Below are 25586 nucleotides of genomic sequence, written 5' to 3'. Positions count from 1 at the left end.
AACAAAAACGAAGGGAGCAAAACTTAAGTATTGCTCTGACTCCCTTACATTCACGCGATAGATATTAACAAATAGCTACTTTTTGTGCTGTTGCAGCTGTTTTTGGACTTGCTTGTGCTGACGACGTTGTTCAATTACCTTACCCACATCGCCACCCAAATGAGCCTCGCCACGCGATTGGGCTAATTGGATTTGCTTTTCTCGCTCCAAAAAGCGTTGCTTTTGTTTATCACTTAATTTGTCGTAACAATGTGGACAGCTCACCCCAGCCACATAACGCGGGTCTTGCTTGTCTTGCTCGGTAATCGGTAAACGACAGGCATTACATTGATCGTAATGGCCTTTTTCTAATTGATGATTCACTGCCACACGGCCATCAAATACAAAGCACTCGCCTTGCCACAAGGTTTCTTCTTCTGGCACCTCTTCTAGGTACTTAAGAATACCGCCTTCAAGGTGATAAACCTCTTCAAAACCTTGCTCTTTTAGGTATGCCGTGGATTTTTCACAGCGAATACCGCCGGTACAAAACATCGCCACTTTTTTGTGCTTGTTTTTATCTAGGTTTTCTTCAACGTACTTAGGGAATTCACGGAAGGTTTCAGTGTTGGGGTTTACCGCGTTTTTAAACGTACCTATGCTGATTTCGTAGTCATTACGGGTATCAACCAGCAGCACGTCGGGATCAGAAATTAAGGCATTCCAATCCTTTGGCTTAACGTAAGTGCCAACCACTTTTTTCGGATCTAAACCTTCAACGCCCATGGTGACGATTTCTTTTTTCAACTTCACCTTAGTGCGCAAAAACGGCTGTTCGTCATCAAAACTCTCTTTGTAGCCGATATCTGCCAATCTCGGGTCAGTTTTTAACCAAGTTAATACCGCATCAATTCCTGCTCGGCTACCTGCAATCGTGCCATTAATGCCTTCTTGGGCTAACAGCAGAGTACCGCGAACATCATGCTTGAGCATCACATCGAGCAAGGGAGTTTGAATGGCTTGGTAATCGTCGAGGGTAACGAATTTATAGAGGGCACAAACTACGTATTGAGACATTTTATTTTCCTTATTTAAGCTAACCCAGACGTAAACTGGGCGCGAATGCGGCGCTATTCTAACCAGTAAACCACTGGCTAAACACCGACAGAAAATAAGGTTAAATCAGCCCAATTCACTTTTCTGCCATGCTAAGGTCAGGGACACCGAGTCTGCAAATCTAAGGGCGTGGGGTTTATCAATGCGTACCTTGGCATAGGTCACCCACGGGTGCTGATGGCTGATTTTTAAAACATCGTCCACCAGCTTTTCCAGTAACAAAAACCGTCCTTCTTCAACATGGTGAATAATTTGCTTGGTGACGTCTTTGTAGTTTAACGCGTCTGACACATTATCAAACAAGCGTGCTTTTTCTGCGGGGTAATGGATTTCTACATTAATAACAATATCCTGCATCTTTTCCATTTCTTCGGGATTAAACCCAATGTAAGTCCGCAGGCGTAAATCGGTAATATTGATAATGGCTTGGCTAGTAGGCATAAAGACCTCATATAGAATTAAACAAGATGACGACCGCCATCCAAATGTAAGGTACGACCAGTTATGTACTGGCTTTCAATCAGGTATTGCACACAAGCTATGGCCTCTTGTTCGCCGGGGGTTATGCCCAGCAAAGACTTGGCTAACGCCTTTTGTTGGTAGGCCAGATCATCGCCTTGGTTAAACATCAGTAAGGCTGGCGCAATACTATTTACCTTCACCTTAGGTGCTAATTTTGCAGCAAAAGACAAGGTAAGGTTGGCAAGCGCGGCCTTACTGGCAGCATAGGCCATGTGCTTCTGACTGCCCTTGTCCGCCACGTAATCGGTAAAATGGATAATATCAGCCTGCTCTGACGCTTGTAACAATGGCGCCAAGGCATGGTTGATCTGATATGGCGCTTGCACGTGAACTTGCATCATTTGATTCATCAAGGCGGCTAGGTCATGGCTATTTTTTTCCGCAGCCCAATCCGAGGCGTTATGGATCAAAGCACGAATACCGGCGGTTTTCGCTTTAACTTGGGCGATAAAGTCATCAATCCCCTGCTGCTGGGCAAAGTCGGCTTGAATACAAATAACCCCTAACTCGCGCAACTCATCTACACCGACTCGCTGGCTGCGATAACTCACAATGACTTGATGGCCTTGGCTAACAAAATGTTTGGCAAGGGCAAGCCCGACCCTTTGCCCCGCACCGGTAATGACTATGCTTGGTTTCATTTATTGTCCGTTATTTTTAATAAATCAGTGGCTGCAAAGATGCTCAAATGCTACGACAACCTCTTCGTAATAGTTCACTGGTTAATGATAAGTATGACTTAGTTGAGGCTATTCATCTGTTTAAAAAGCAAAAATGGGACGTCGACAAAAAATTTTGTGGCGCCATGATCCAGATTTATAGTCACTTCGTTATGTTTAATGAAGGGTAATTGAAGTTCATACACTCACCCGGCATGCCAATTTAGGATTGGTCAGGATCTTTAAGTTGTTTGGCAGCCATGCCCCTTCACCATAGTGGATAATAAAAAAGCACCTTATTTCAGGTGCTTTTTTATTGGTTAGCTTTTTTACAAGTTCGCTTGGTTGCTTAGCTGTCAAATTGCAGCCCTTAAACATAAGGCTTAACGAGTTCGGCCATCATCTTGATGTGGTCATCGCGATCGTTTAGCGCCGCGATATAACGGTATTGCTCACCACCCGCCTCCATAAACACATCGCGATTTTCATGCACCATTTCTTCTAAGGTTTCTAAACAATCAGCGCTAAATGCCGGACACGCGACCGCAACATTTTTAATCCCTTGCTCGGCCAATTCGGTCAAGGTGGCATCGGTATAAGGTTTAAGCCACTCGGCCTTGCCAAAGCGCGATTGAAAACAAGTGATATATTGCTCTTTGGTTAACCCTAGCTGCTCAGCTACCAAGCGAGAGGTTTTCATACACAAGCAATAGTAGGGATCACCATTATCAAAAAACTGCTTTGGCATACCATGATAGGACAACACTAGCTTATCGGGCATGCCGTTAGCGGCAATATCTTCACGAATTGAATTAGCCAATGCGGTAATGTAGTTAGGATCGTCGTGATAACTATTAATAAAGTGCAGCTGCGGTACAAAGCGCCACTTATTTAACTCGCGACTCACCGCATCAAAGGTTGAACCCGTAGTAGGGCCGGAATATTGCGGGTATAAGGGCAACACCACGACTTTACGAATGCCCTCTTGCTGAAACTCGCGCATCACCTTGGCCAAGTCCGGCTCACCGTAGCGCATGGCGAGCTTAACCTTGGCATTTGAGCCTTGAAGTTCAAGCTGCTGCTGTAACTTGTCCCGTTGGTTTTGGCTATGAACCAATAACGGCGAACCGCCTTCCATCCAGATGCTTTGATACAATTTGGCAGATTTAGCTGGCCTGACCCGTAAGATAATACCGTGCAAAATAATCATCCACACCAAGCGCGGGATTTCGACAACTCGCGGATCGGACAAAAACTGTTTTAAATATGGGCGTAGCGCATCGGCCGTTGGGGCTGCAGGCGTGCCTAAGTTGGTTAATAGCACACCCGTGCTTGCTGATAATTTGTCATGCGCATTTTCCGTTAACGCAGTAAATCGAGACAAGGTCGTTCTCCAAATTTTCGAGGTTCGAACAGGATTAATTCCTACCAGGAATCATTCTACTGGCAAAATTAACACCTAACACATTAAAGTAAAATAAGATTCCCCATCTTATTGGGTCGACTTGGGCAACATAGCTTGTAGCGCTTGCTGAAAATCGTCGCTACTGGGCTTGGTCGAGCTGGTAAAATGCTGAACCTGCTTACCATCGGCACTTACTAGATACTTATAAAAGTTCCACTTTGGCGAAGCTGATTGTGCCGTGAGATATTTAAAGATGGGATCCGCCTTCTTTCCCCTCACAGAAACCGGCGCAAACATGTTAAAGGTGACCCCATAGTTAACATAACAAACCTTAGCGGTGTCTTTTTGGTCATCATTTTCTTGAAAGAAATCGTCGGAAGGAAATCCCAACACCACTAGCCCCTGATCTTTATAATCTTGATAAACCTGCTCTAATTCCTTGAATTGAGGTGTAAAGCCACAATTACTTGCGGTGTTGACTATTAATACCGCTTTGCCTTGGGTTAATTCACAGATATCCACTTGCTGATCCGAATTCAGCTTTTGCTTGGTGGTTTGTAAAAACGCCAGACACTCGGCTTGGCTAGCCCCGCTAAACAGGCCCGCGCTCAACGCGCTTAAGATTAGAAAATGTTTCATTTTTTCCCCTCGATCTGATGCCACTTTATATTAGCTCAACAGTAGTAAACGACACAGCCAGCCTATTTGATCATTTATATATTGCGCATTTACTCGTATTAATTGAGGCTACTGGTTTTCGTTTTTTGTGGGACCAGAGCTTGCTAAGGGAATGGGGGTTGATTGTTCGCCGAGCAAGCTCAGCTCCCACAAGTCTTAGTACCTCTTATGGGATGAAAATAGCAAGACAATGATCAAACTTTTGCTACCGCGCGTATTGATGACTGAATACACAACAGGAATACCAAAATGAAATTAGCCCTATTTCCACTGCCCGTTTTTTTATTGCCCGGTGGAAAAACACAGTTGAGGATTTTTGAGCCACGCTATCAACGCATGGTGTCAGAATCACTGCGCAATCAAACTGGGTTTGGCTTATGCAGCTTTGTGGATCCCGCGCAACAAGAATTAATGCAAGCAGGCACCCGGGTTGAAATATTCGACTTCGATCGATTTGATGACGGCACTCTTTGTATTTCAATTGAAGGTAAAGACAGATTTAGTATTGATAGTTTTTCAACCGACAAAGACGGCCTACGCCAAGGTGAAGTGACCTTACTCGAAAACTGGCAACCGAGAACGGTGGGCCAAGAGCATCAGTTTGTCGCCGACAGTCTCGCTAGATTGCTTAAAGACCATGATCTCTACCGTCAACAAGACTTACAACAGCCATTGCAGGATTTAACCTGGGTGTGTCAACGCTGGTTGGAATTACTGCCGATGCCGGCGCATAAGAAACAATCTTTATTTATGCAGCTACAATTCGAAGGTTTACTGCAACTGATAGACGACGTGTTACTACAACAAAATGATGTTCGTCAGTAAAAATTGCCATCGATAAGTGATCTAAAAACGACTGGCAGCCGTTAATAATTGAAACTGTGCTGCTTTAAGGGATTTTACTGGCAGCGACTTTACATCAGCAACGATGAGCATAGAATCATGTATCAAACAAGTCAGTTAGCGGATGCCACTATTAATAAGTCAGAATCAACAATCGATGCACAGCCCGATTTGAACCAGTATTTGCTGACAGTTGCGAGCCATCAAGACAAAGCGGCGTTTGCCAAATTGTTTGCTTTCTTTGCACCTAAGATCAAGGCATTTGGTTTAAAGCAATTTCGCCAAGAAGCATTAGCGATGGATTTGGTTCAAGAAACCATGAGTTTAGTCTGGCGTAAGGCACAATTGTATAGTCCTGAGAAAGGCAAAGCCTCTACTTGGGTGTTTACTATCATGCGTAACTATAGCTTTGATATGTTGCGCAAGATCCAACATAACAAAGAAGACAACCTTAGTGATGACTTGTGGCCCTTGTACGAAGAAGCTGAGCCCGAGCCTGATTATGAAGATGACCACTTGATGCGCGAACAGTTGATTCAAGGGTTAGAAACGCTACCGCCAAAGCAAAAAGAGGTGGTCGAAGCCATCTACCTCAAAGAGATGACGCACCAAGAATTGGCAGAGCATTTAGGCGTCCCCCTTGGCACAATCAAATCACGTTTACGCCTTGGTTTAGAAAAATTGAAAGAACAAATGGAGCAGCATAATGATTAAACACCATCCAGAATCAACCATGATTCACGCCTTTGTGGCCGGTGAATTACCTGCATCCCTTTCAATTGCAGTTAGTGCTCACTTAGAGCTTTGCCCTCATTGTAAGGCGATTGCGGCTAAGTTTACCAAAGCTCTTGCCGACGATGTGTTGGGCGCTGACGACCACTTTGAGCAATCAATCACTGCACCGGAAGCAACGGAACAAGTTGATGATTTCGCCGCTATGTTAGCCGCGATCACCGAGCAGCCAGTTGATAAACCAGACACCGTCAAACAACTGGCCGAGCCAAAGGTTGAGCATATTGTATTGGAGCAAAAAACTTACGCATTGCCCCGCGCATTACGTCAGTTTAGCCAAACTAAATGGAGTGGCTTAGGTAATATTCAACGCGCCAGACTCGCCTTAGACGAAGGCGATGTGCATGCTAGCTTGTTACAAATTGCCGCCGACAGTGCGATACCGCATCACACCCACAAAGGTTATGAGTTAACCCTGTTATTAGACGGGTGTTTTGAAGACGAATCGGGTCGTTATGAAAAAGGGGATTTTATTATTCTCAACGGCGAACATCATCACAGCCCCTACACCGCAGAAGGCTGTTTATGTTACACCGTATCGAATGCACCTCTGCACTTCACATCAGGGGTAAGTAAGCTGCTTAATCCGATTGGTCGTTTCTTGTACTAAAAAATAGCCGGCGCCGCCTTTGCCTAAGGCGGTGTCTGATTTTAGCCCCCTTTGTTGCAGAGCCAACCCACAGTAACGCATGCTAGTGATTGCATTTTGTTTTCAGCAAGGCTTCAATTAGTCAATCTACCAACGGGTTTACCCTTGAGCATGTAAAGTTATGACAAGTACCAAACAGATACTTATTGTCGATGACGACACCGAAATTAGAGACTTACTGCAACAGTACTTGAGCAAGTCTGGTTTTGACGTGGCCACCGCCGAAGATGGCATAGCCATGTTTCAATGTTTAAATCAGATACAACCCGATCTGATTATTCTTGACGTTATGATGCCCGGCGACGATGGCTTTACTCTATGCCAAAAAATCCGTCGCGACTCCAATGTCCCCATCATCATGCTCACGGCCAACTCTGACGAAACCGATCGCGTGATTGGCCTAGAAATTGGGGCTGACGATTATATCGCTAAGCCTTTTAGCCCTCGGGAACTGTTAGCCAGAATCAAAGCCTTACTGCGACGCGCACAGTTTAGTGCCAGTGCCGAAGCCCGTTATATCCATTTTGCTAATTGGCGCTTAGACACCCAAAAGCGCAATCTATTGAGCGACGAAGGCGAAGAGCTATCCCTATCGGGAGCCGACTACAACATGCTGATGTTGTTTTTGCAGCATCCAAACCAAATTCTCGATCGCGATGCTATCTCCGATGCCACCCGTGGCCGTGAAGCATTACCGATGGAGCGCGGTATCGACGTGCAACTCAGCAGGCTCAGACAACGCTTAGGTGATAACGGGAAAAACCCCAAACTAATTAAAACCATTCGTGGTGCTGGTTATGTCCTTATCGCAACCGTCAGACATGAAGGCTAGCACCCAGCAAGTCAAACACTTAACCAAGCAACTGCTGGCTTGGTTATGGCCGCGTTCGCTATTAAATCGTATGGTGTTGATCATCATAGTGTCGGTCGCCTTGGCTCAAGGTATTAGTAGCTTTATTTGGGTAAACTTATTTACCAGCCAAGAAAACATAGCCCTAGAAAGCAACGCCGAGCAGTTGGCTAACAGCGCGGCCAGTACCGCCAGTTTCTTTAAAAAACTTCCCCTTGAATATCGCCATATAGTGTTAGATCAGCTCAGAAATATGGGCGGGTCGCGATTTTTTGTCTCCCTCAATAGCGAAGAAATATTGATCAATCCGATTAGCGATTCCCCGCAAAAGCGCTTAGTAATCACTAAAATTCACGATACCTTACGAGATAAACTCGGTAACCATTATCCAATCAAGATAGAATTTTCTCGGCCTGATGAATTAAAGGTTTTAAATAACAACACATTAGTAACCGACCTCCCACCATCTTGGGCCAGTTACTCATTACTGGGCAACAAACTGAATCTGCCTATCTTGGTACTACAAATTGAGCTTTCACCCAATGAGTGGCTTTATCTCGCGGCGTTAATGCCACCCCCTTATATTGTCGAGCAAAAGGATCTGATCCCCAGCCCACAACTGACAACGATTATATTAACCACCTTGTTTTTGCTGTTGTTTACTTTTTCTATGTTTCAATGGCAAACCCGCCCGCTCGCTCGTCTAGCCCGAGCGGCATCAGACATGAGCATAGATTTACACCAAGCACCGTTAAAAGAAGAAGGAGCGCTCGAGCTGGTGACAGCCACCCGCGCTTTTAATCAGATGCAACAAAAACTGCAGCGTTATATCGCTGATCGAGAATCGTTATTTGGCGCGATTTCTCACGATTTAAAAACCCCCATTACGCGCCTGCGTCTGCGAGCCGAATTACTTGATGATGAAACTCAAATAGAAAAATTTAATGCCGATCTAGACGATCTGGAAATGATGGTTAAAGGCGCGATTCAAACCGTTAAAGATACCGATATCCACGAAAACATTACCGAAGTGGATATGCTTAAACTGATCCATCAAGTCTGTGAAATTTACCCCGAACAGACTCGCATTATCGGCCATTACGTCGCACCGTTTCGCGGTAAACCTTTGGCACTAAAGCGCTGTTTGACTAACCTAGTGGATAACGCCATCAAATATGGCCACCAAGCCGTCATCACCTTAATGGATATCGGCGATGATCTTCATATCACCATTCAAGACCGCGGTCCCGGCATTCCCGAACAAGACCATAAACGCATTTTCAACCCTTATGTGCGCTTGCATCAAGTGGAAGAAGGCTATGGTTTAGGGTTGGGGATTGTTCGCAACATAGTCCACGCCCATTGCGGAGATATTGAGTTAATCAATGCCAGCGACGGTGGCTTGCTGGTAAAATTGCGTTTACCTCGTAGCCCTTATACGGAGCTTTAATGCGCTTATTTCTCTTGCTTTGCCATTGTGTTATCGCCACAGCGATCCCCTTAACCAGCTGGGCTGCTAAAGTAGAAGCCTTGCATTGGTGGACCTCTGGCAGTGAAGCCGCGGCGTTAGAGGTGATCAAGCAGTCCCTCGAGCAGCAAGGCCATCAATGGCAAGATTTCGCCATCGTTGGCGGCGGTGGGGATAGCGCTATGACGGTATTGCGCACCCGCGCCATGTCGGGCAACCCGCCTGCCAGCGCGCAAATAAAAGGGCCAGATATTCAAGAGTGGGCCTCCTTAGGTTTACTGCAACCCTTGAATTCGTTAAGCCAAGATTGGCCTGAAATTTTCCCAGCCACGGTGACGCAACATTTACGCTATCAAGGCGATTATGTCGCCGTTCCGTTTAATATTCATCGCGTTAACTTATTGTGGTTGAACAAGGCTATTTTTGATGAACTGAATTTAACACCACCGCAAACATGGGATGAGTTTATCGCCACCAGCCAAGCCATTACCAAAGCGGGATACATCGGCTTTGCTCATGGTTTACAACCTTGGCAGGACACACTGCTTTTTGAAAATGTGGCGATAGCCAAGCTAGGCGCGCAAACCTATCGACAAATCTTTGTTGACCACCAAATAACCCCCAATGACCACAACAAGCTGATTGCCGTGTTCAAACAATTGCGAGCGCTGCGTGCCATTGTTGATAATCAAGCGATAGATCGTAATTGGGACACTAATATTCGCCTGCTGGCAGACAAAAAAGCCGGCATGGTGCTAATGGGCAATTGGGCTAAAGGGGAATTACACCTGCTGGGGTTAACACCCAATCAAGATTATCTGTGCCTAGCCGCACCACAGACCGCGAAAGCATTTAGTTACAACATAGACACCTTTGTGTTTTTTAAACATCATCAGCAAGATGACACTCAGCAAGCCCAGCAGGCCTTGGCCAATACCATTGCCAACCCCAAGATTCAAATCGCCTTCAACCAATTAAAAGGCTCAATTCCAGCTAGGCAAGACATCGCCAGCGAACACTTTGATCTGTGTTCACAACAGGACATAAAAGATTTTCAACAGTTGGAACGCATACCTTCTCTCGCCCAAGGCATGGCGAATACAGGCTTAACTCAAAACGCGCTGGTCGATGTGGTCAGCCATTTTTTTAATAATCCTAAAATAAGCCCCGAACAAGCGGTGCAGCAGTTGCTGGTTGCCATTCAGGCAACCCAATAACAGGCGGGGATGTTAACGCAGTATTCAAGCTGGCGACTCCAGCTCGCTCAATCAAGCTCGTCGTCATCATCTTGAAAGTCATCACCTAGCTCTATCCAAAAGCCGATGGCGATTAAGATCAAACTGGTTAACCAAGTGGCGGTATTCCCGATTGGGCTGTTAAGGGCAATCATCGCAAACGCGAAAAAGCCAAGCGCGCAATACAGATTTAAACGCATCATTTGCTGTAACATATCGGCCTCCTTAGTGATATGCTTACACCTTAAGTTTAATGGCTTTATGCAAAAAAGTGGTGGCGTTTAAAAATTAAACAGCTTTAACTAAAGATTAATGCCTGACTGACATGATGGCTCAACCACTTGCCCATACCACCCTATTTTATTGCAAAGAATAACTGCTGATGAGTGATTTATTTCAATCTGCCGATCACCAACTCGATGCACTCGGTTTGCGCTGTCCCGAGCCTGTGATGATGATCCGCAAAACCGTGCGTAACATGACCAGTGGCGAAATTTTACTGGTGATCGCAGACGACCCCTCAACCACCCGAGATATCCCAAGCTTTTGTCGCTTTATGGATCACACCTTAGTGGCCAGCGACACTGAAAGTGCGCCCTATCGTTACTTGATCAAAAAAGGCTAAGTCGCCAGTTACCCTTGCTAGAGGCTTTGTTTCGTCAAAGAAATGCGTGATAACGGTGGTTTGGCACAAAAATCGCTCTATAAACCCGATGCCAGAAAAGTTATACTTGCGCGTATTTTTTTAAGAAAAGCAGCTAAGCCAATATGCAAAAATTCGATATCAAGACCTTTCAAGGCCTGATCCTTGCGTTGCAAGATTATTGGGCACGCCAAGGCTGTGTGATTGCACAGCCACTCGACATGGAAGTGGGTGCGGGTACCTTTCATCCATTAACCTTCTTGCGTTCTATTGGTCCAGAGCCAATGAGCAGCGCCTATGTACAACCTTGTCGCCGTCCTACCGATGGCCGTTACGGTGAAAACCCTAACCGCATGCAGCACTACTACCAGTTCCAAGTTGTGCTAAAGCCGTCACCGGACAATATTCAAGAGTTGTACCTTGATTCATTAGAAGCTATTGGTATCGATCCTTCTATTCATGATATTCGCTTTGTTGAAGACAACTGGGAATCGCCAACGCTGGGTGCTTGGGGTCTGGGCTGGGAAATCTGGCTAAACGGCATGGAAGTAACGCAGTTTACCTACTTCCAACAAGTAGGTGGCTTAGAGTGTTCACCGGTAACAGGTGAGATCACTTACGGCCTAGAGCGTCTTGCTATGTATGTACAAGGCGTTGATAGCGTTTACGATCTGGTTTGGACCGATGGCCCTATGGGTCGCGTGACTTACGGTGATATTTTCCACCAAAACGAAGTTGAGCAGTCTGCTTTCAACTTTGAACACGCCGATGTGGATGCGCTATTTGCAGCATTTGATCAATGTGAGCAAGAAAGCCACAGCCTAATCGAAAAAGGCCTGCCATTACCTGCTTACGAAAAAGTAATGAAGGCATCGCACTACTTCAACCTACTGGATGCTCGTCACGCTATTTCGGTGACCGAACGCCAACGTTACATTTTACGTGTGCGCACCCTATCTAAAGCAGTGGCAGAAGCTTATTACGCGGCGCGTGAAGAGCTAGGTTTCCCACTTTGTAAAGAGCAGGCGTAGAGGAAGACATGGAAAATTTATTAATTGAAATTGGTACCGAAGAATTACCACCAAAATCACTACGCACCTTAGCCGAAGCCTTTGCAGCTAATTTTGAAGCCGAATTAAGCAATGCTGAATTAGCACATCAAGGTGTACGCTGGTTAGCTTCTCCACGTCGTTTAGCCTTAGTAGTAAACCAGCTACAAGCGGCGCAAGCCGATAAAGTGGTAGAAAAACGCGGTCCAGCGGTGAGCTCGGCATTTGATGCTGACGGCAACCCCACTAAAGCAGCCGAAGGTTGGGCACGCTCAAACGGCATTACCGTAGAACAAGCCGAGCGCTTAGTAACAGACAAAGGTGAATGGCTACTGCACAAAGCGGCGGTACAAGGCCAACCTGTTGCCGACTTAATCCCAGCCCTAGCGGCCACTGCATTAGCTAAGTTACCGATTCCTAAGCCAATGCGTTGGGGTGCTAAACCGACTCAATTTATTCGCCCGGTACACACAGTTACCATGCTATACGGCAGTGAATTAATCCAAGGTGAACTACTTGGTATCGCTTCGGATCGCGTTATCCGTGGCCACCGTTTCCTTGGCGAAGGCGAAATGACCATTAGCCATGCCGACGAGTACGAAAACCTACTCGACATGAAAGGCAAGGTGATCGTGGATTATCAGCGTCGTAAAGATGCGATCCGCGAACAAGTTATTGCCGCTGCGGCACATGAGAACGGCGTAGCCGACATTGACGAAGATTTACTTGAAGAAGTTAACTCACTGGTTGAATGGCCTGTGACCATGGTCGGCTCATTTGAAGAGAAATTCCTTGAAGTTCCTTCGGAAGCACTGATCTCGACCATGAAAGACAATCAAAAGTACTTTCCGGTATTAGATCAAAACGGCAAGCTACTGCCTCGCTTTATCTTCGTGTCTAACATAGTGAGCCGCGATCCTAAGCAAGTGATCGAAGGTAACGAAAAAGTAGTACGCCCACGTTTAGCCGATGCGGAATTCTTCTTCAAAACCGATAAGAAGAAAAGCCTTGAAAGCCGCCTAGATTCTCTCGCTACCGTATTGTTCCAACAACAATTAGGTACCCTAAAAGAGAAGTCTGAGCGCATTGGTGAATTAGCTAAAGCCATTGCAGAGCAACTGGGTGCTAACAGCGAACACGCGCAACGTGCTGGTTTACTGTCAAAAACCGATTTGATGACCGAAATGGTGATGGAATTCCCAGACGTACAAGGCGTGATGGGCATGTACTACGCCAAGCACGACGGCGAGCCAAACGAAGTGGCACAAGCGCTAAACGAGCAATATATGCCACGTTTTGCCGGTGACCAACTACCTAACTCGTTAATTGCTTGTGCGGTCGCCCTAGCGGATAAGCTAGATACCTTAGTGGGTATTTTTGGTATCGGCCAAACCCCTAAAGGCGATAAAGACCCATTTGCACTGCGTCGCGCCGCGATTGGTGTGCTGCGTATTATCGTAGAAAAAGACCTACCATTGGATCTTAATGACCTAGTAGATGCAAGTGCTAAGCTATACGGCGATAAACTAAGCAATCAAAATGTCGCCACCGAAGTGGTTGATTTTGTATTAGGCCGTTTCCGCGCTTGGTATCAAGAAGCGGGTGTTGAGGTTGATGTTATCCAAGCGGTATTGGCTAATCGCCCAACTAAACCTGCGGATTTTGATAAACGCGTTAAAGCGGTAAGTCATTTCCGTAGCCTAGAAGCCGCTGCAGCATTGGCAGCCGCCAATAAGCGTGTGGGTAACATTCTAGCTAAGAATGACGTAACTTCAGGTGGCCAAGTTAATCCTGAGCTACTCCAAGAAGCCGCCGAGCAAGCATTGGCAAGTCAAGTTGCGGCACTTAGCGAAAGCCTAAGCCCAGTATTTGCCAAGGGTGACTACCAAACCGCCCTAACTGAATTGGCTAGCCTGCGTGAAAGCGTGGATGCCTTCTTTGATTCGGTAATGGTAATGGCAGATGACGAAGCCCTAAAACAAAACCGTTTGGCGCTGCTAACGCAGCTACGCGGCTTGTTCTTACAGATTGCTGACATTTCCTTACTACAAGGCTAAGTTAAGCTTATCAAGTGAACAAAAACCCGATCTCTGTATCGGGTTTTTTTATGTCACAATAATAGGATAGATTATACTCAAGCTGCCTGAAGCCATTGCTTCACATAATATGTCATAGGCTGATAAGCCTCATCCAAGGAGAACATCATGATTGAAGTAGGCAATAAAATACCCGACGCCTCGTTTGCACTTCTCACCGAAGAAGGTCTTTCTCATCCAACCACAACTGAGTTATTCGCCGGTAAAACGGTCGTGCTTTTTGCTGTGCCAGGCGCTTTTACCCCGACCTGTTCCGAAACCCATTTACCGGGTTACGTGGTATTGGCAGATCAATTCAAGGCTAAGGGCGTAGACAGCATCATTTGTTTATCGGTTAATGATGCCTTTGTTATGCAAGCTTGGGGCGAGGCACAAAATGCCAATGAGATTATTATGTTGGCCGATGGTGATGGCAGCTTTACCCGCGCTATTGGCCTAGAAATGGATACCGGCCTATTTGGCGGCCTACGATCACAGCGCTACGCCATGCTAGTGAAAGACGGTGAAGTAACCGCACTTAATGTCGAGCCGGCTAAATCGTTTGGCGTATCCAGTGCTGAAACCATGCTTGAGCTTGTTTAATACTATCCGGGCAGCACTTTTTAGTGCTGCTTATTCCTTAGCACTCCCTCCTGAAACAGCCTTTTCCTTCAGCAAACAACAACTTTTCTTTTTGTAAAATAACCGGTTTAGCGCATTGCTTGACCATCAACAAAACATCATAATGCGATGAGATCAATCCATTAACAATAAGGCTACCTATGTCTGACAGCTTTTTATTATTTGATCCCGCAGACCGGGATGACATTACTCACAAAGTAATGCCGTTATTTGAAGAAGACATTCTACCCAAGGCATGGTCAGCGCAGGAGCCCGCACACTTTAATCCAGAAAGCCGAGTCTATGTTTATATCAGTGATGAACATATTCCCCCCATTATCGAAGCTGCTATAGAGGGAGATTGGCATTTAGCTATCTTACCCCATCCCAATGCGAGTTATGCTAGACGCGGATTTTGCCTTGAAAGTAATCTAGAAAAAGCCACCAAAGCCGCCCAACAAGCAAAGCCCAAAAAGGTCGACATACTCCGCTGTAATGATGACATTGTGCTGAACTCTGTGGTGCTAGGCCATGGCTTTAGTTTACGCCCCGGCGGTCAAAGCAACGTTTGGCAAGAGCGCTTTGAACAAGCCTTACATAACATTCGTCATATTAATGATTTTCTGCCTAAACGACTGAGCTTTACCACGGCCAACGAGAGCAGCTTTACCACCGCCGCGGTCGGTGTGGTGGTGGTTGAACATGCCCATGGCTCTATGCTATCGCGCAATATTTTGCCTGATAGCCATATCAACGATGGCATGCTGCATACCATGATTTTAGCACCGCGCAGCGTCATGGAAATTGTCAGCTTTTTTATTAAGTCATCGTTTATTCGAGTGATGAAGCAACCCGAATTTCTTGGCTTAGTTAAAACTAAAACCCTAACCATTAGTAACAACCACACGCTTGATTACGAAATAGATGGCCGCAAAGCCAATGCCGAGCAATTGGTCATAGACAATGACCCACGCTGTTTAAGTCTATTGGTTGGTGAATCACTGCCCATCGTCGACTGCGCGCTAAGCAGCAAAGAGCAACGAAAAATTGCGCGCTTGCCCGCGGGCGAAGCCATTACCGCCATGGCGGCAAAACCCTTATCTTTGATCGCTCACGCCGCACCTGAAGAATTTAAAGATCTATATCAACTGCTACGGGAAAACGCCACAACGTCACCCGCTTTCCTCACCTTGATGGTGCTTTCTACCTTGTTGGCGAGCATCGGATTATATGCCAGCTCAGCACCGGTCATCATAGGTGCCATGATTTTAGCGCCGTTGATGGCGCCCATCATTTCCCTTGCCATGGCACTAACGCGTCAAGATGCCAATTTAATGGTTTGCAGTTTAAAAACCTTAACCACAGGCTTATGTATGGCGTTGCTGTTTTCCAGTACCGCAAGCTTTATTATGCCTATGGAAGTGATCACCAATGAAATCGCCGCGCGTCTTAGTCCCAATTTGCTTGATTTAGGGGTGGCGGCCATTTCAGGTATTGCTGGCGCTTATGCCCATGCCCGTATTGACGCGGCAAAAAGCCTTGCTGGCGTTGCCATTGCCGTGGCCTTGGTGCCTCCACTCGCAGTAACAGGCATAGGCTTAGGCTGGCTCGATTGGCATGTTGCTTGGGGCGCTTTTTTACTGTTTTTAACTAACTTAGCAGGCATTGTTTTTGCCGCATCGTTAACCTTTTTAGCCCTTGGTTTTGCCCCGTTTACCCGAGCTAAAAAGGGATTGAGCATTGCCCTTATCGCCGTCGCTTTAGTCAGTATTCCTCTGGTATTTAGTTTTATGCGCTTATCGGATGAAGCCAAAATAGTACGCGCACTAGAAGGAGAAATTATCGGTAGTGTTACCCTGCGCCATATTCAAGCTAGGGCGGTCAACCCCGTCGAGCTATCACTGCAAATTGTTACCCCCGCCGCCTTAACAGGCGCAGATTTAGATACCATTAAAGACGTGGTGGAAACGAAATTAAAACGTGATGTCACCATGGAAGCCCAAGTTGTGATCCGCCGAGAGTAGCCGCCGAGCGAACTATTAAGCTTCAAGCTCACCAAGTAAAACTCTGAACAAAACCGACTAACACCGTATATCGCTGCATAAAATGCAACGATATACGGTTCATTCCCCTTTTCACAAACAAAAAACAGCATTATCAAAAAACCACAACAAATTAATGATAGTAAATATCATTTGCATTAACATTATCGTTAAATATAATGCCTGCGTTTTCCAGCAAGAGGTATTTACCATGCATGTGAGCAATCGCACTATCGATCCAAGTTATCAAACCCTTATTAACGCATATCTGCGAGAAATAGAGCACAGTTGGCAACTTTGTTCGATGCATGAATTAGCCAGGAAGAACCAAGCTTGGCAGGAATGTGATAAAGCAATTGTCATCTCGCTTCCGATACAACAAATCGACATTATCTTAGCTATTAATTACTGGTCACTCACCCTGCGCCATCAGTTCCATCCTAGCGTGGTGTACCAATTCACCTCGGGGCCTGCCGCTTATGAATACAAAACGCTAAGTGCTGTCGAATTTCTACAGTTAACCATGCGCGAGCAAATGTTAAGCCAACCTCATGCGCGAGCAGATCTCAGCACACTGGCCTTGCGCTGTTTGCTTAGCCAGCAAAATACCAATCTATTTATTAAGCAACGAACTGCTGAGCTAGAGGATCTATATTCGGGACGACCACTGTCATTTATCGAATCGGAACAAAGCCTATTGATCGGTCATCAATTACACCCTGTGGCCAAAAGTCGTGAAGGCTTCTCAAGTATGGATCTGCAAGCCTACTCACCCGAAACCAAGGGCCGCTTTCAGCTGCATTATTTTGCCGTTCATATTTCATTGTTACACCAAGACAGTGCCCTAGTACTATCAAGCCATGAGTGGATCGCACAATGGATTGCACAATGTCCAGAATTTAGCCAAGAGTTCAAGCAACAATGGCTTGAACAAGAGGACTTCTTCATTTTGCCCGCACATCCATGGCAAGCCCAATACTTGCAGCAACAACAAGAGAGCCAAGACCTCATCAGAGACAAGCTACTGCAACCTCTTGGTGCCGCGGGCCCGCTCTTTAGTGCAACCACTTCGGTGCGCACGGTATTTAATCAAGCTTGCCCGATGCAATTTAAATTTTCCCTTAACGTGCGCATTACTAACAGCGTGCGGGTTAATCAGAGCTGGGAACTGGACCGTGTGGTTGAAACCGCAAAAATGATGCAACTGCCTGTGGCAGATGAAATAAAACAAAGCGCACCAGCATTTGAGTTTGTTCATGAACCAGCCTATTTGGCAATAAAGCTGCCTTCAGGCAAGGTTCTTGATGGCTTCTCTGTGATTTTTCGTGACAACCAAACGATGGGCCAACCCCATCGCGACATCAGCGCCGTCACTAGCCTAGTGCAAGACCACCCTCTCGGCCAAAAAGGTCGCCTCTATAACATCATTAAACGGATCAGCGACCAACAACAAACACCGATGCAACAGGTCGCAATCACTTGGTTTGAGCGTTATCTAGAGGTCGCCGTAGGTTCATTAATGCGATTATTTATTGACTGGGGGTTATGTTTTGAGCCCCATGGTCAAAATGCCTTGATCGAGATGGAGCAAGGCTACCCAGTGCGCTTTTTCTGTCGTGATGGCCAAGGTTTCTTTCATCGCCAAGCCGCTCATCAAGATTGGCTAGCAATAATGCCCGGTAAAGGAGAGGCCACCCAGTCGATCTTCCCCGAAGAACTGGCTAAACAAAGACTGATTTATTATCCCTTTATTAACCAAGTATTTTCTATGATCAATGCCTTTGGCTGCCAAGGCTTAGCCGACGAGCATCAGCTCATGGCTTGCCTGCGCACCTATATGTCCAACCTTGCAGCCAAGCCACAACGCTATCCATTTAGCTTACTAGAAGTACTTGAGAAAGCCGAGCGCTTGCCTTGTAAAGGTAACCTACTCACCCAGCTTTATGACATGGATGAGTTAGTTGGCGATATTGCAACCCAATCTGTGTATGTCACCTTACCCAACATATACAAGGCTGGAGCATGAACAGCGCAACCCTAACCAAGACAACTAAGGTTTTTAGCGCTCCCTATGCCAATGATGTTACGGTAAGTGGTCGCTGGGTACAGCCGCAACAAGATGCAGAATTGATCCATCAATGGATGAATCACCCCTTAGTGGCCCCATACTGGCAGCAAGACAAATCCCTAGCCGAAGTATTAGCCTATTTACAGCAGCAGTGTCGAAGCTATCACCAAGTCATGTTGTTGGAGATAAATAATACCCCTGTTGCTTACTGCGAACTGTATCGGCTGCAAGATGACCCTCTGGCGCAACATATTCCTGCCGACACCAAACCAAGCTTGGCTAACAGCACCATGGGCTGGCATTTTTTAATTGGCCCAAATCAACTGCACGGTCAGGGCTTAGGCAAGTTACTGGGTCATGCGTTAATCCATTGGCTGTTTCAACATTACCCAATCAGTGCGCTTTGCTGTGAGCCTGATATCGCCAATATTCGCATGCACAAGTTGTTAGCCTACTTACAACATCAAGCTGTTGCAGATATCCGCTTGCCGAGCAAAAGGGCGCGCTTGTTTGTACTGTATCGCGCTCAGTTGACAACCCTCTTGTCACCGCCCACCAGCCACTTGCTCACACTCAGCAAGTGTGTCGACCAAACCTCTCCCACTGTGAGGAACATTAAGCAATGAAGATCCATAACGAAGTATATGATTTTATTGGTGTTGGTATTGGCCCTTTCAACCTAGGGTTAGCCGCACTTGCTAGCAAAACGCCGCTAAATTACCTCTTTTTTGAGGCGAAATCACAGTTCGATTGGCATGCGGGGCTATTAATGGAAGATTGCACCCTACAAGTGCCCCTGATGGCGGATCTAGTAACCATGGCCGATCCGACCAGCCCTTACAGCTATCTAAATTACCTTCGCCAAACCAATCGCTTATATGCCTTTTACTTCTACGAAGACTTTTTAATTCCACGCCAAGACTATAACCACTATTGCCAATGGGTTTGCCAGCAATTGAACCAACTCAGGTTTGGTCAGCGTGTTGTTGATGTGATTTTTGATGCCGCAGGTTACCGAGTCACCATCGCCTGTCAGCAGACTCAAGAGCTCAGCCAATATTTATGTAAAAACCTCGTTGTCGGCATAGGTTCATCGCCTTACTGGCCTGCAAATAGTCGCCAATTACAGCACCCTAATTGCCTTCACAGCAGCCAATATCTGACCAATAAAGCGCAACTACAACAACTCGCTTCCATTACTATTTTGGGCAGCGGCCAAAGTGCTGCTGAAATCTATTTAGATTTACTTAATGAACAAAATAACTTTGGTTATGAGTTGAACTGGCTCACCCGCAGTGCTGGCTTTTTACCGATGGAATACTCCAAGCTCGGCTTGGAACATTTTTCGCCCGACTATATTAAGCATTTTTATCAACTTGATAGCGGTGTTAAGGAACAAACACGCCAACAGCAAAACCTTTGGTATAAGGGTATTTCCAGTAAAACCATAGGTGAAATTTATGATCGATTATACAAACGTAGCATTGCCAACCAAGCCGTAAAGACACGATTACAAGCTCGCTCACAACTGCAACAAGTAACTCTCAATGAGCAAACATTAGCCTTAACAATGAGCCACACCGAAAGCCAACAAGCATTTCAAATCAATACCGATGCATTAATTTGTGCCACCGGTTATCAAGTTACTTCACCACAGTTTCTGCAGTCGATTAGTGAGCATTTTCGCTTTGATCATTTAGGGCGACCCACAATCAACCTGCACTATCAACTTGAGCCTGCGCAGCAGAATTCAGCGCAGATTTACATGCAAAATGCCGAAATTCATAGCCATGGTATCGGCGCTCCCGATCTTGGTTTAGGCGCACACCGCAATGCTGTCATCATCAATAATCTACTTGAACGAGAGTTCTACCCGGTGCAGCAGAAAAATGTATTTCAAACCTTTGGAGTTCACCCTGATTGGCAAACCCAAGCCACTAGCGTGACCCACAACACCTGCGCGGTGCTTTAAACCTCCCTTTCAGTAACATAAAAAGTAGACCCTATATGTTAAATGCATTCCAACAATTTGATCCTCAATCGGCTTATCAGCCCGAGCTGTGGCAGCAAGCTAACCGTGACATCATAGCTAAAATTCTAACCGAGTTATTGTACGAAGAGCTACTCACTCCCAGTGAGCTCGAAAAGACATCCGAGCAAGACCCAAACCTGATCCATTATCAACTCGACTTACCGCCTTACCATTACCGTTTTAGCTGCAAACAACGCGCTTACTTTGGCTTCCAACGTGTGCTTGCAGACTCAATAAAACGATTTAGCAGTGCAGCGCCACAGACAGAGTTAACCCTGGGTGATGTATTCGAGCTTTTCACCCCATTAGCAAGCTACTTGGGCATGAAAAGTGATACCCAAGCCTATGCCATGCGTGAGATTAGCAATACCCTACTGGGGGATTTACATCAGTTAGCAGGGCCAAGATTGACTAACGCCGAGTTACTTGCTGGAGATGAAAATCTAATTGAAAGCCAACTTATTGCTCACCCTTGGATCATCGCCAATAAAGGTCGGTTGGGCTTTAGCTATCGAGATTACTTACAGCATGCGCCCGAAATGCGTCCGCAAGCGCCGTTGCTTTGGATAGCGGTCGATAAAAACCTAGCCAGCTACCAAGCCATCACCCGCTTACCCTATGAGGTATTTATTAAGCATGAGCTTGCGCCTAGTTGCCTTCATCATTTCGAGCAAATCCTGATCAATAAAGGGCTCACACCTAGCGACTACTACTATATGCCAGTGCATCCATGGCAATGGAATAATGAGCTGATTAGCTTGTTTATGGGTGACATCATCGCCAAACGCATTGTGCCTTTAGATGCCAGTGCCGATCATTACCAACCACAACAATCTATTCGTACCTTTAGTAATTTAGATAACAAATTAAAGCACTATGTAAAGCTTCCCATCAGCATCCTAAATACCTCCGTTTATCGAGGCATCCCGCCAGAACGAGTAAAAATCGCTCCCACATTATCGCAGTGGTTACTAGACCATGTTGCTCAAGACCCATTTTTAAAACATGAAGCCAAATTTATTTTGCTCGGTGAAGTGGCAACAATGAATGTCGACCACCCACATTTTAGCCAACTAGCTGGTGTGCCTTATCAATTTAGGGAAAAGCTCGCCGTTGTTTGGCGTGAAAGCTTACATGCCAAAATGGCCGAAGGAGAGCGTGCTATTCCTCTGGCCGCTTTATTACATCGAGATAAACATGGAGAGCCCTTGTTGGCCGCGCTCATAGCGGAATCCGGACTCAGTGTCAGCCAATGGATAAAGCAATTCCTTAAGGTCACACTAGAGCCACTGATCCATGTGCTTTACAAGTTTGGCTTTGTGTTTTCTCCCCATGGGCAAAATGCCTTGCTGGTCATTAATCAAGGCGTCCCCGCTCGTTTAGCGGTAAAAGATTTTGTTGATGACGCTAATATATGTGCCGATGAGCTGCCCGAGCATGCCGATCTTCCGCAAGCATTACACGATATTTTAGAGTCATTAGAAGGGCCTATTCTGATCCAATGGATCCAATCTGGCTTATTTGTCTGTGTGTTCCGTTATCTAACCGAAATATTGGTGGATGATTTAGACTATGACGAGCATCGCTTTTGGGCGCAAGTTCGCGCAACTGTACTCAATTACCAAGCCCGCTTTCCAGAGCTCGCGGCTAGATTTCATGCCTTTGATTTACTGCGTCCAGCTTTTCCCAAATTGTGTTTAAACCGAGTGCGCCTACTCGATAAAGGCTATGCAGATGACGCCGAGCGCCCCAGCGCAGCCATTGCCAGCTTGTTGGATAACCCTCTTTACCAAGGCGAAACACAGGAGTAAGCCATGTTAGACACCGTATCCTCTGATGTGCACCGCGATAATACTAAACGGTTTCGCGAGCATGGTTATGACGCAGCCCTTTATCAAGAGTATTTTCCTTTAGCCAACAAAACCTTGTGGACACGCTTGGTTAACATCGATGACGATTTAGATATTATCCATCATTGGATGAACCAACCTCACGTGACCGAGTTTTGGCATATGGCATGGCCAAAGGCCGACATCCGCGATTATTTACGCCGTTGTGACGCCCGTGAAGGCTTTCAAACTTATCTGATGTTTATGGATCAAGAACCGCTGGGTTATTTTGAGATCTATCAGCCTAGCCTAGATGTGGTAGGAACAACCTATGAAGTCGAAACTGGCGACATTGGCCTTCATGTGTTGATTGGCGAAGAGAAGTATCAACGTCGCTACATAATGCGCTTAGGTACCATGATGATGAGAATCGTGTTTTCTCAATATCCACAGGCCATTCGTGCCATCGGCGAACCCGACGTGAATAATAAAACAGTGCAAAGTGTGATGAAATTTCTCGGCTTTCAGTTTATGAAAAATATCCAACTGCCCGATAAAACCGCCGCGTTACATTACTGCTTAAAGAGCGATTTTATCCGCTCCCATTGCTCTATCGCTTAAACCACGAAACCGAATGCCCAGCGACCCAAGCTGGGCATATTGCCCGCTTCCCCTTGCGTTAACTAATCAGCAATAAGCTGATCACAACCCAGCTGCAAATAACCAACCAAAAAAACAACAAAACAAAATAACAATGAGTTTGATAACAATTATCATTTAATATATTATCCGAGCCAAATTTCATCTTGGCTTTATAGAAGAGTACGAATAAATGACTGTTAGATTTAAACTTTCACCCTTGTGCCTAGCAATATCTCTGGCTTCTGGTGGTGTGGCTCAAGCCAGCCAAACCCAACAAGATATTGTGGTTACAGCCAATCGTAGCGCCACCCAGATATCCGATATTGCAGCCACGGTCTGGGTTGTAGAAGGTGAAGAGGTGCGCGAGCAAGTCGATTCCGGGGTTGATTTTAAAGACGCCCTCGCCCAACTGATCCCAAGTTTAGATGTAGGCAGTCAAAGTCGTACTAACTCAGGCCAACAAATGCGTGGCCGCGCCGTATTGGTGATGCTTGACGGTGTGTCTCTAAATTCGAGCCGTGGCATTAGTCGCCAGTTTGAATCTATCGACCCGTTTAACATTGAGCGCATTGAAGTGATATCCGGTGCCACCGCTATTTATGGCGGCGGCAGTACCGGGGGGATCATTAACATCATCACCAAAAAAGGCGCATCAGGCCCAACCACGGTATCACTGCTTACCGGCGGTAAAACAGGTTGGCAAAGTAGCGATGATTTTGATGGCAAGATCGCAGCCGCGGTGTCGGGTGGTAATGAGCAGCTCGACTATCGAGTGTCCCTCGCCTATGCCCAAACCCAAGCAAGTTATGATGCCGACGGCCAACAAATTCTGCCTGATATTACGCAAACATCATCTCAATACGGCAAACAAGTGGATCTGATGGGCGCTTTGGGTGTCAATATTAGCCCACAGCAACGTTTGGATTTCACAGCCCAATACTTTGACAACCGCCAAGATAGCGACAGTGGTGCGTACTTTGGCCCTATGTTTGCTGGCTTTCGCGATGAAAGTTTAATCGCAGTGAAAGACGGCTTACAATTGAGTGACCAGCCGGAAACCAAGCGTACTTATTTTACCGCTAAGTACGCTCACCAAGATTTTTTTGGTCAGCAATTATTTGTTCAAGGTTACTATCGCGACGAGGAAATGCAGTTCTACCCATTTCCACGGATCAATACCCAAGCCCCGCAATTAAGCTCCATCAGTGGCAGTAACCAAAAAACCGAAGTTTATGGCTTAAAGGCGGTCATGAACAGTGAGCTAAAAGATCTTAATACTCAATTGGTATACGGGATTGACGCCGAGCGCGAAAACTTTACCTCACACGTGCAGTACTATGACTTTATGGCTGCCGCCGCAAGTGGTGGTTTAGTGTATCAGCCGTTGTTTCAAACAGGCCGCTACCCTGAATTAGATATAGACCAATTGGCCTTATTCTTACAAGCGTCTAGCCAGCTAACGCAGCAATGGTCAGTTAGCGGCGGTTTGCGCTACCAATACTCAAACACCGATGTGTCGGACTTTGTCGGCCTAACCCAACAATACATGATAGCCACCGGGGCTTATCCTAGTGCAGATGCCGTGCCGGGAGGCTCAGCCGACTATAATGAATGGCTTTTTAACTTAGGCTCGGTTTACGCCATCAATGATGCACATCAGCTATACGCTAATTTTAGTCAAGGGTTCGACATTCCCGACCCCGCTAAGTATTACGGCAATGGTAGCTATAACATGGGTGGCGTTGGTCCAACCTTAGAGCAAGGCATTAGTGTTGCAAACAACAAAGCGAAAGGCATCAAGACCAACTCATTTGAGTTAGGCTGGCGCCACCAAGGTGATGCCCTGCAAACTCAAATTGCGGGTTACTACTCTATCTCCGATAAAAAAATCAGTTTTGATTCTCGCTCGCTGGCGGTTCGTGAAGAAGACGAGAAAAAACGCACATACGGCCTAGAGGCTGCAGCCATGTATGCGTTTGCCAATGATTGGTTTGTCGGAGCCAATGGTCACTGGATCAAAGCAGATAAGAAGGTCGATGGCGATTGGCAAAAACTCGAAGCCGCTTTTGCCAGTAACAGTAAATTAAATGCCTACCTAGGCTGGCAACCCAATGACCTCAGCCTACGTTTACAAGGTAATCAAGTATTTGATTACAAGGACGACCAAGGCAGTCAACTCAATGGCTACTTTGTCGCTGATTTGTTAGGTAGTTACGTGTTACCAGTGGGGCAACTTAACTTCGGTATCAACAACCTGTTTAACAAAGATTACCAAACTATTTGGAGTCAACGTGCGCAGCTCTACTACGCCAGAATCACCACTCCTGCCGTGGTCACATTTGAAGGACGTGGCCGTACCTTTGGTATCAGTTACTCGGTTGACTTCTAA

24 protein-coding genes are annotated in these 25586 nt (G+C 46.1%); 18 read left to right on the top strand and 6 right to left on the bottom strand.

The window, feature by feature from the left end:
• Window positions 1-75: 75 nt before the first annotated feature.
• The 3 genes from trhO to folM form a co-directional block, all read right to left on the bottom strand.
• Window positions 76-1056 (bottom strand): oxygen-dependent tRNA uridine(34) hydroxylase TrhO, encoded by a 981-nt coding sequence (trhO, locus tag ACK8OT_RS14565; protein ID WP_410197255.1) that lies wholly within the window; start codon window positions 1054-1056, stop codon window positions 76-78.
• A gap of 105 nt (window positions 1057-1161) precedes the next feature.
• Complete coding sequence (gene folX, locus ACK8OT_RS14560; protein ID WP_410197254.1) at window positions 1162-1536, bottom strand: dihydroneopterin triphosphate 2'-epimerase; 375 nt, start codon at window positions 1534-1536, stop codon at window positions 1162-1164.
• 17 nt (window positions 1537-1553) lie between these two features.
• Complete coding sequence (gene folM, locus ACK8OT_RS14555) at window positions 1554-2258, bottom strand: dihydromonapterin reductase (protein ID WP_410197253.1); 705 nt, start codon at window positions 2256-2258, stop codon at window positions 1554-1556.
• A 47-nt stretch (window positions 2259-2305) separates the two neighbouring features.
• On the opposite strand from folM, the gene ACK8OT_RS14550 reads away from it, so the two are divergent.
• A complete protein-coding gene (locus tag ACK8OT_RS14550) occupies window positions 2306-2467 on the top strand; it encodes a hypothetical protein (RefSeq protein ID WP_410197252.1) in 162 nt (53 codons plus the stop codon).
• Between the two features lie 179 nt (window positions 2468-2646).
• Here ACK8OT_RS14550 and hemH read toward each other — a convergent pair whose 3' ends face one another.
• Together hemH and ACK8OT_RS14540 are read right to left on the bottom strand one after the other, a co-directional pair.
• Window positions 2647-3660, bottom strand: coding sequence for a ferrochelatase (gene hemH, locus ACK8OT_RS14545; protein ID WP_410197251.1), 1014 nt, complete (start codon window positions 3658-3660; stop codon window positions 2647-2649).
• A 108-nt stretch (window positions 3661-3768) separates the two neighbouring features.
• Window positions 3769-4320 (bottom strand): glutathione peroxidase, encoded by a 552-nt coding sequence (locus tag ACK8OT_RS14540; RefSeq protein WP_410197250.1) that lies wholly within the window; start codon window positions 4318-4320, stop codon window positions 3769-3771.
• A gap of 288 nt (window positions 4321-4608) precedes the next feature.
• Between ACK8OT_RS14540 and ACK8OT_RS14535 the strand changes: the two genes are divergently transcribed.
• From ACK8OT_RS14535 to ACK8OT_RS14510, 6 genes are all read left to right on the top strand, one after another.
• Window positions 4609-5184 carry an LON peptidase substrate-binding domain-containing protein gene (locus ACK8OT_RS14535; protein ID WP_410197249.1) on the top strand — a complete coding sequence of 192 codons (576 nt, stop codon included), beginning with the start codon at window positions 4609-4611 and terminating at the stop codon, window positions 5182-5184.
• Between the two features lie 117 nt (window positions 5185-5301).
• The gene (locus ACK8OT_RS14530; protein ID WP_410197248.1) at window positions 5302-5916 is read left to right on the top strand and encodes a sigma-70 family RNA polymerase sigma factor; all 615 of its coding nucleotides are present in this window, start codon (window positions 5302-5304) and stop codon (window positions 5914-5916) included.
• Window positions 5909-6604, top strand: a complete 696-nt coding sequence (locus tag ACK8OT_RS14525) for a ChrR family anti-sigma-E factor (RefSeq protein ID WP_410197247.1) — start codon at window positions 5909-5911, stop codon at window positions 6602-6604. Before ACK8OT_RS14530 ends, ACK8OT_RS14525 begins: the two co-directional genes overlap by 8 nt.
• Before the next feature lie 160 nt (window positions 6605-6764).
• Window positions 6765-7475 (top strand): response regulator, encoded by a 711-nt coding sequence (locus tag ACK8OT_RS14520; RefSeq protein ID WP_410197246.1) that lies wholly within the window; start codon window positions 6765-6767, stop codon window positions 7473-7475.
• Window positions 7441-8943, top strand: coding sequence for an ATP-binding protein (locus ACK8OT_RS14515; protein ID WP_410197245.1), 1503 nt, complete (start codon window positions 7441-7443; stop codon window positions 8941-8943). The genes ACK8OT_RS14520 and ACK8OT_RS14515 overlap by 35 nt, the downstream gene beginning before the upstream one ends.
• Entirely contained in the window at window positions 8943-10178 is a 1236-nt protein-coding gene (locus ACK8OT_RS14510; protein ID WP_410197244.1) for an ABC transporter substrate-binding protein, read from the top strand. Before ACK8OT_RS14515 ends, ACK8OT_RS14510 begins: the two co-directional genes overlap by 1 nt.
• Before the next feature lie 47 nt (window positions 10179-10225).
• On the opposite strand, the gene ACK8OT_RS14505 is transcribed toward ACK8OT_RS14510, so the two are convergent.
• Window positions 10226-10411 (bottom strand): hypothetical protein, encoded by a 186-nt coding sequence (locus tag ACK8OT_RS14505; RefSeq protein WP_410197243.1) that lies wholly within the window; start codon window positions 10409-10411, stop codon window positions 10226-10228.
• Between the two features lie 167 nt (window positions 10412-10578).
• Between ACK8OT_RS14505 and tusA the strand changes: the two genes are divergently transcribed.
• The 11 genes from tusA to ACK8OT_RS14450 all read left to right on the top strand — a co-directional run bounded on the left by tusA (window position 10579) and on the right by ACK8OT_RS14450 (window position 25586).
• Window positions 10579-10821, top strand: a complete 243-nt coding sequence (tusA, locus tag ACK8OT_RS14500; RefSeq protein WP_410197242.1) for a sulfurtransferase TusA — start codon at window positions 10579-10581, stop codon at window positions 10819-10821.
• Window positions 10822-10964: 143 nt separating this feature from the next.
• The gene (gene glyQ / locus ACK8OT_RS14495; RefSeq protein WP_410197241.1) at window positions 10965-11870 is read left to right on the top strand and encodes a glycine--tRNA ligase subunit alpha; all 906 of its coding nucleotides are present in this window, start codon (window positions 10965-10967) and stop codon (window positions 11868-11870) included.
• A gap of 8 nt (window positions 11871-11878) precedes the next feature.
• Window positions 11879-13945: a glycine--tRNA ligase subunit beta gene (gene glyS / locus ACK8OT_RS14490; RefSeq protein WP_410197240.1), complete on the top strand. Its 2067-nt coding sequence runs from the start codon at window positions 11879-11881 to the stop codon at window positions 13943-13945.
• A gap of 147 nt (window positions 13946-14092) precedes the next feature.
• Complete coding sequence (locus tag ACK8OT_RS14485; RefSeq protein WP_410197239.1) at window positions 14093-14566, top strand: peroxiredoxin; 474 nt, start codon at window positions 14093-14095, stop codon at window positions 14564-14566.
• A 179-nt stretch (window positions 14567-14745) separates the two neighbouring features.
• Complete coding sequence (locus ACK8OT_RS14480; RefSeq protein WP_410197238.1) at window positions 14746-16608, top strand: TIGR00341 family protein; 1863 nt, start codon at window positions 14746-14748, stop codon at window positions 16606-16608.
• Between the two features lie 229 nt (window positions 16609-16837).
• The gene (locus ACK8OT_RS14475) at window positions 16838-18652 is read left to right on the top strand and encodes an IucA/IucC family protein (RefSeq protein WP_410197237.1); all 1815 of its coding nucleotides are present in this window, start codon (window positions 16838-16840) and stop codon (window positions 18650-18652) included.
• Window positions 18649-19320 carry a GNAT family N-acetyltransferase gene (locus ACK8OT_RS14470; RefSeq protein WP_410197236.1) on the top strand — a complete coding sequence of 224 codons (672 nt, stop codon included), beginning with the start codon at window positions 18649-18651 and terminating at the stop codon, window positions 19318-19320. The genes ACK8OT_RS14475 and ACK8OT_RS14470 overlap by 4 nt, the downstream gene beginning before the upstream one ends.
• On the top strand, window positions 19317-20666 hold the full coding sequence (locus ACK8OT_RS14465) for a lysine N(6)-hydroxylase/L-ornithine N(5)-oxygenase family protein (RefSeq protein WP_410197235.1): 1350 nt from the start codon (window positions 19317-19319) through the stop codon (window positions 20664-20666). Before ACK8OT_RS14470 ends, ACK8OT_RS14465 begins: the two co-directional genes overlap by 4 nt.
• 35 nt (window positions 20667-20701) lie before the next feature.
• Entirely contained in the window at window positions 20702-22537 is a 1836-nt protein-coding gene (locus ACK8OT_RS14460; protein WP_410197234.1) for an IucA/IucC family protein, read from the top strand.
• Window positions 22538-22540: 3 nt separating this feature from the next.
• Window positions 22541-23176 (top strand): GNAT family N-acetyltransferase, encoded by a 636-nt coding sequence (locus ACK8OT_RS14455; RefSeq protein WP_410197233.1) that lies wholly within the window; start codon window positions 22541-22543, stop codon window positions 23174-23176.
• Between the two features lie 211 nt (window positions 23177-23387).
• Window positions 23388-25586, top strand: coding sequence for a TonB-dependent receptor (locus tag ACK8OT_RS14450; protein ID WP_410197232.1), 2199 nt, complete (start codon window positions 23388-23390; stop codon window positions 25584-25586).

The sequence above is a fragment of the Motilimonas thetidivivens genome, assembly GCF_046452435.1.
Lineage (GTDB): Bacteria > Pseudomonadota > Gammaproteobacteria > Enterobacterales > CBDFNC01 > Motilimonas.
Note: the sequence above shows the minus strand (reverse complement) of the source record. Positions and strands in the feature narration are given on the sequence as shown.

What these genes read in the sequence shown, in the direction of transcription:
- trhO (WP_410197255.1), bottom strand. Translation starts at nt 1,056, where the DNA reads ATGTCTCAATACGTAGTTTGTGCCCTCTATAAATTCGTTACCCTCGAC.
- folX (WP_410197254.1), bottom strand. Translation starts at nt 1,536, where the DNA reads ATGCCTACTAGCCAAGCCATTATCAATATTACCGATTTACGCCTGCGG.
- folM (WP_410197253.1), bottom strand. Translation starts at nt 2,258, where the DNA reads ATGAAACCAAGCATAGTCATTACCGGTGCGGGGCAAAGGGTCGGGCTT.
- ACK8OT_RS14550 (WP_410197252.1), top strand. Translation starts at nt 2,306, where the DNA reads ATGCTACGACAACCTCTTCGTAATAGTTCACTGGTTAATGATAAGTAT.
- ACK8OT_RS14540 (WP_410197250.1), bottom strand. Translation starts at nt 4,320, where the DNA reads ATGAAACATTTTCTAATCTTAAGCGCGTTGAGCGCGGGCCTGTTTAGC.
- ACK8OT_RS14535 (WP_410197249.1), top strand. Translation starts at nt 4,609, where the DNA reads ATGAAATTAGCCCTATTTCCACTGCCCGTTTTTTTATTGCCCGGTGGA.
- ACK8OT_RS14530 (WP_410197248.1), top strand. Translation starts at nt 5,302, where the DNA reads ATGTATCAAACAAGTCAGTTAGCGGATGCCACTATTAATAAGTCAGAA.
- ACK8OT_RS14525 (WP_410197247.1), top strand. Translation starts at nt 5,909, where the DNA reads ATGATTAAACACCATCCAGAATCAACCATGATTCACGCCTTTGTGGCC.
- ACK8OT_RS14520 (WP_410197246.1), top strand. Translation starts at nt 6,765, where the DNA reads ATGACAAGTACCAAACAGATACTTATTGTCGATGACGACACCGAAATT.
- ACK8OT_RS14515 (WP_410197245.1), top strand. Translation starts at nt 7,441, where the DNA reads ATGTCCTTATCGCAACCGTCAGACATGAAGGCTAGCACCCAGCAAGTC.
- ACK8OT_RS14510 (WP_410197244.1), top strand. Translation starts at nt 8,943, where the DNA reads ATGCGCTTATTTCTCTTGCTTTGCCATTGTGTTATCGCCACAGCGATC.
- ACK8OT_RS14505 (WP_410197243.1), bottom strand. Translation starts at nt 10,411, where the DNA reads ATGTTACAGCAAATGATGCGTTTAAATCTGTATTGCGCGCTTGGCTTT.
- tusA (WP_410197242.1), top strand. Translation starts at nt 10,579, where the DNA reads ATGAGTGATTTATTTCAATCTGCCGATCACCAACTCGATGCACTCGGT.
- glyQ (WP_410197241.1), top strand. Translation starts at nt 10,965, where the DNA reads ATGCAAAAATTCGATATCAAGACCTTTCAAGGCCTGATCCTTGCGTTG.
- glyS (WP_410197240.1), top strand. Translation starts at nt 11,879, where the DNA reads ATGGAAAATTTATTAATTGAAATTGGTACCGAAGAATTACCACCAAAA.
- ACK8OT_RS14485 (WP_410197239.1), top strand. Translation starts at nt 14,093, where the DNA reads ATGATTGAAGTAGGCAATAAAATACCCGACGCCTCGTTTGCACTTCTC.
- ACK8OT_RS14480 (WP_410197238.1), top strand. Translation starts at nt 14,746, where the DNA reads ATGTCTGACAGCTTTTTATTATTTGATCCCGCAGACCGGGATGACATT.
- ACK8OT_RS14475 (WP_410197237.1), top strand. Translation starts at nt 16,838, where the DNA reads ATGCATGTGAGCAATCGCACTATCGATCCAAGTTATCAAACCCTTATT.
- ACK8OT_RS14470 (WP_410197236.1), top strand. Translation starts at nt 18,649, where the DNA reads ATGAACAGCGCAACCCTAACCAAGACAACTAAGGTTTTTAGCGCTCCC.
- ACK8OT_RS14465 (WP_410197235.1), top strand. Translation starts at nt 19,317, where the DNA reads ATGAAGATCCATAACGAAGTATATGATTTTATTGGTGTTGGTATTGGC.
- ACK8OT_RS14460 (WP_410197234.1), top strand. Translation starts at nt 20,702, where the DNA reads ATGTTAAATGCATTCCAACAATTTGATCCTCAATCGGCTTATCAGCCC.
- ACK8OT_RS14455 (WP_410197233.1), top strand. Translation starts at nt 22,541, where the DNA reads ATGTTAGACACCGTATCCTCTGATGTGCACCGCGATAATACTAAACGG.
- ACK8OT_RS14450 (WP_410197232.1), top strand. Translation starts at nt 23,388, where the DNA reads ATGACTGTTAGATTTAAACTTTCACCCTTGTGCCTAGCAATATCTCTG.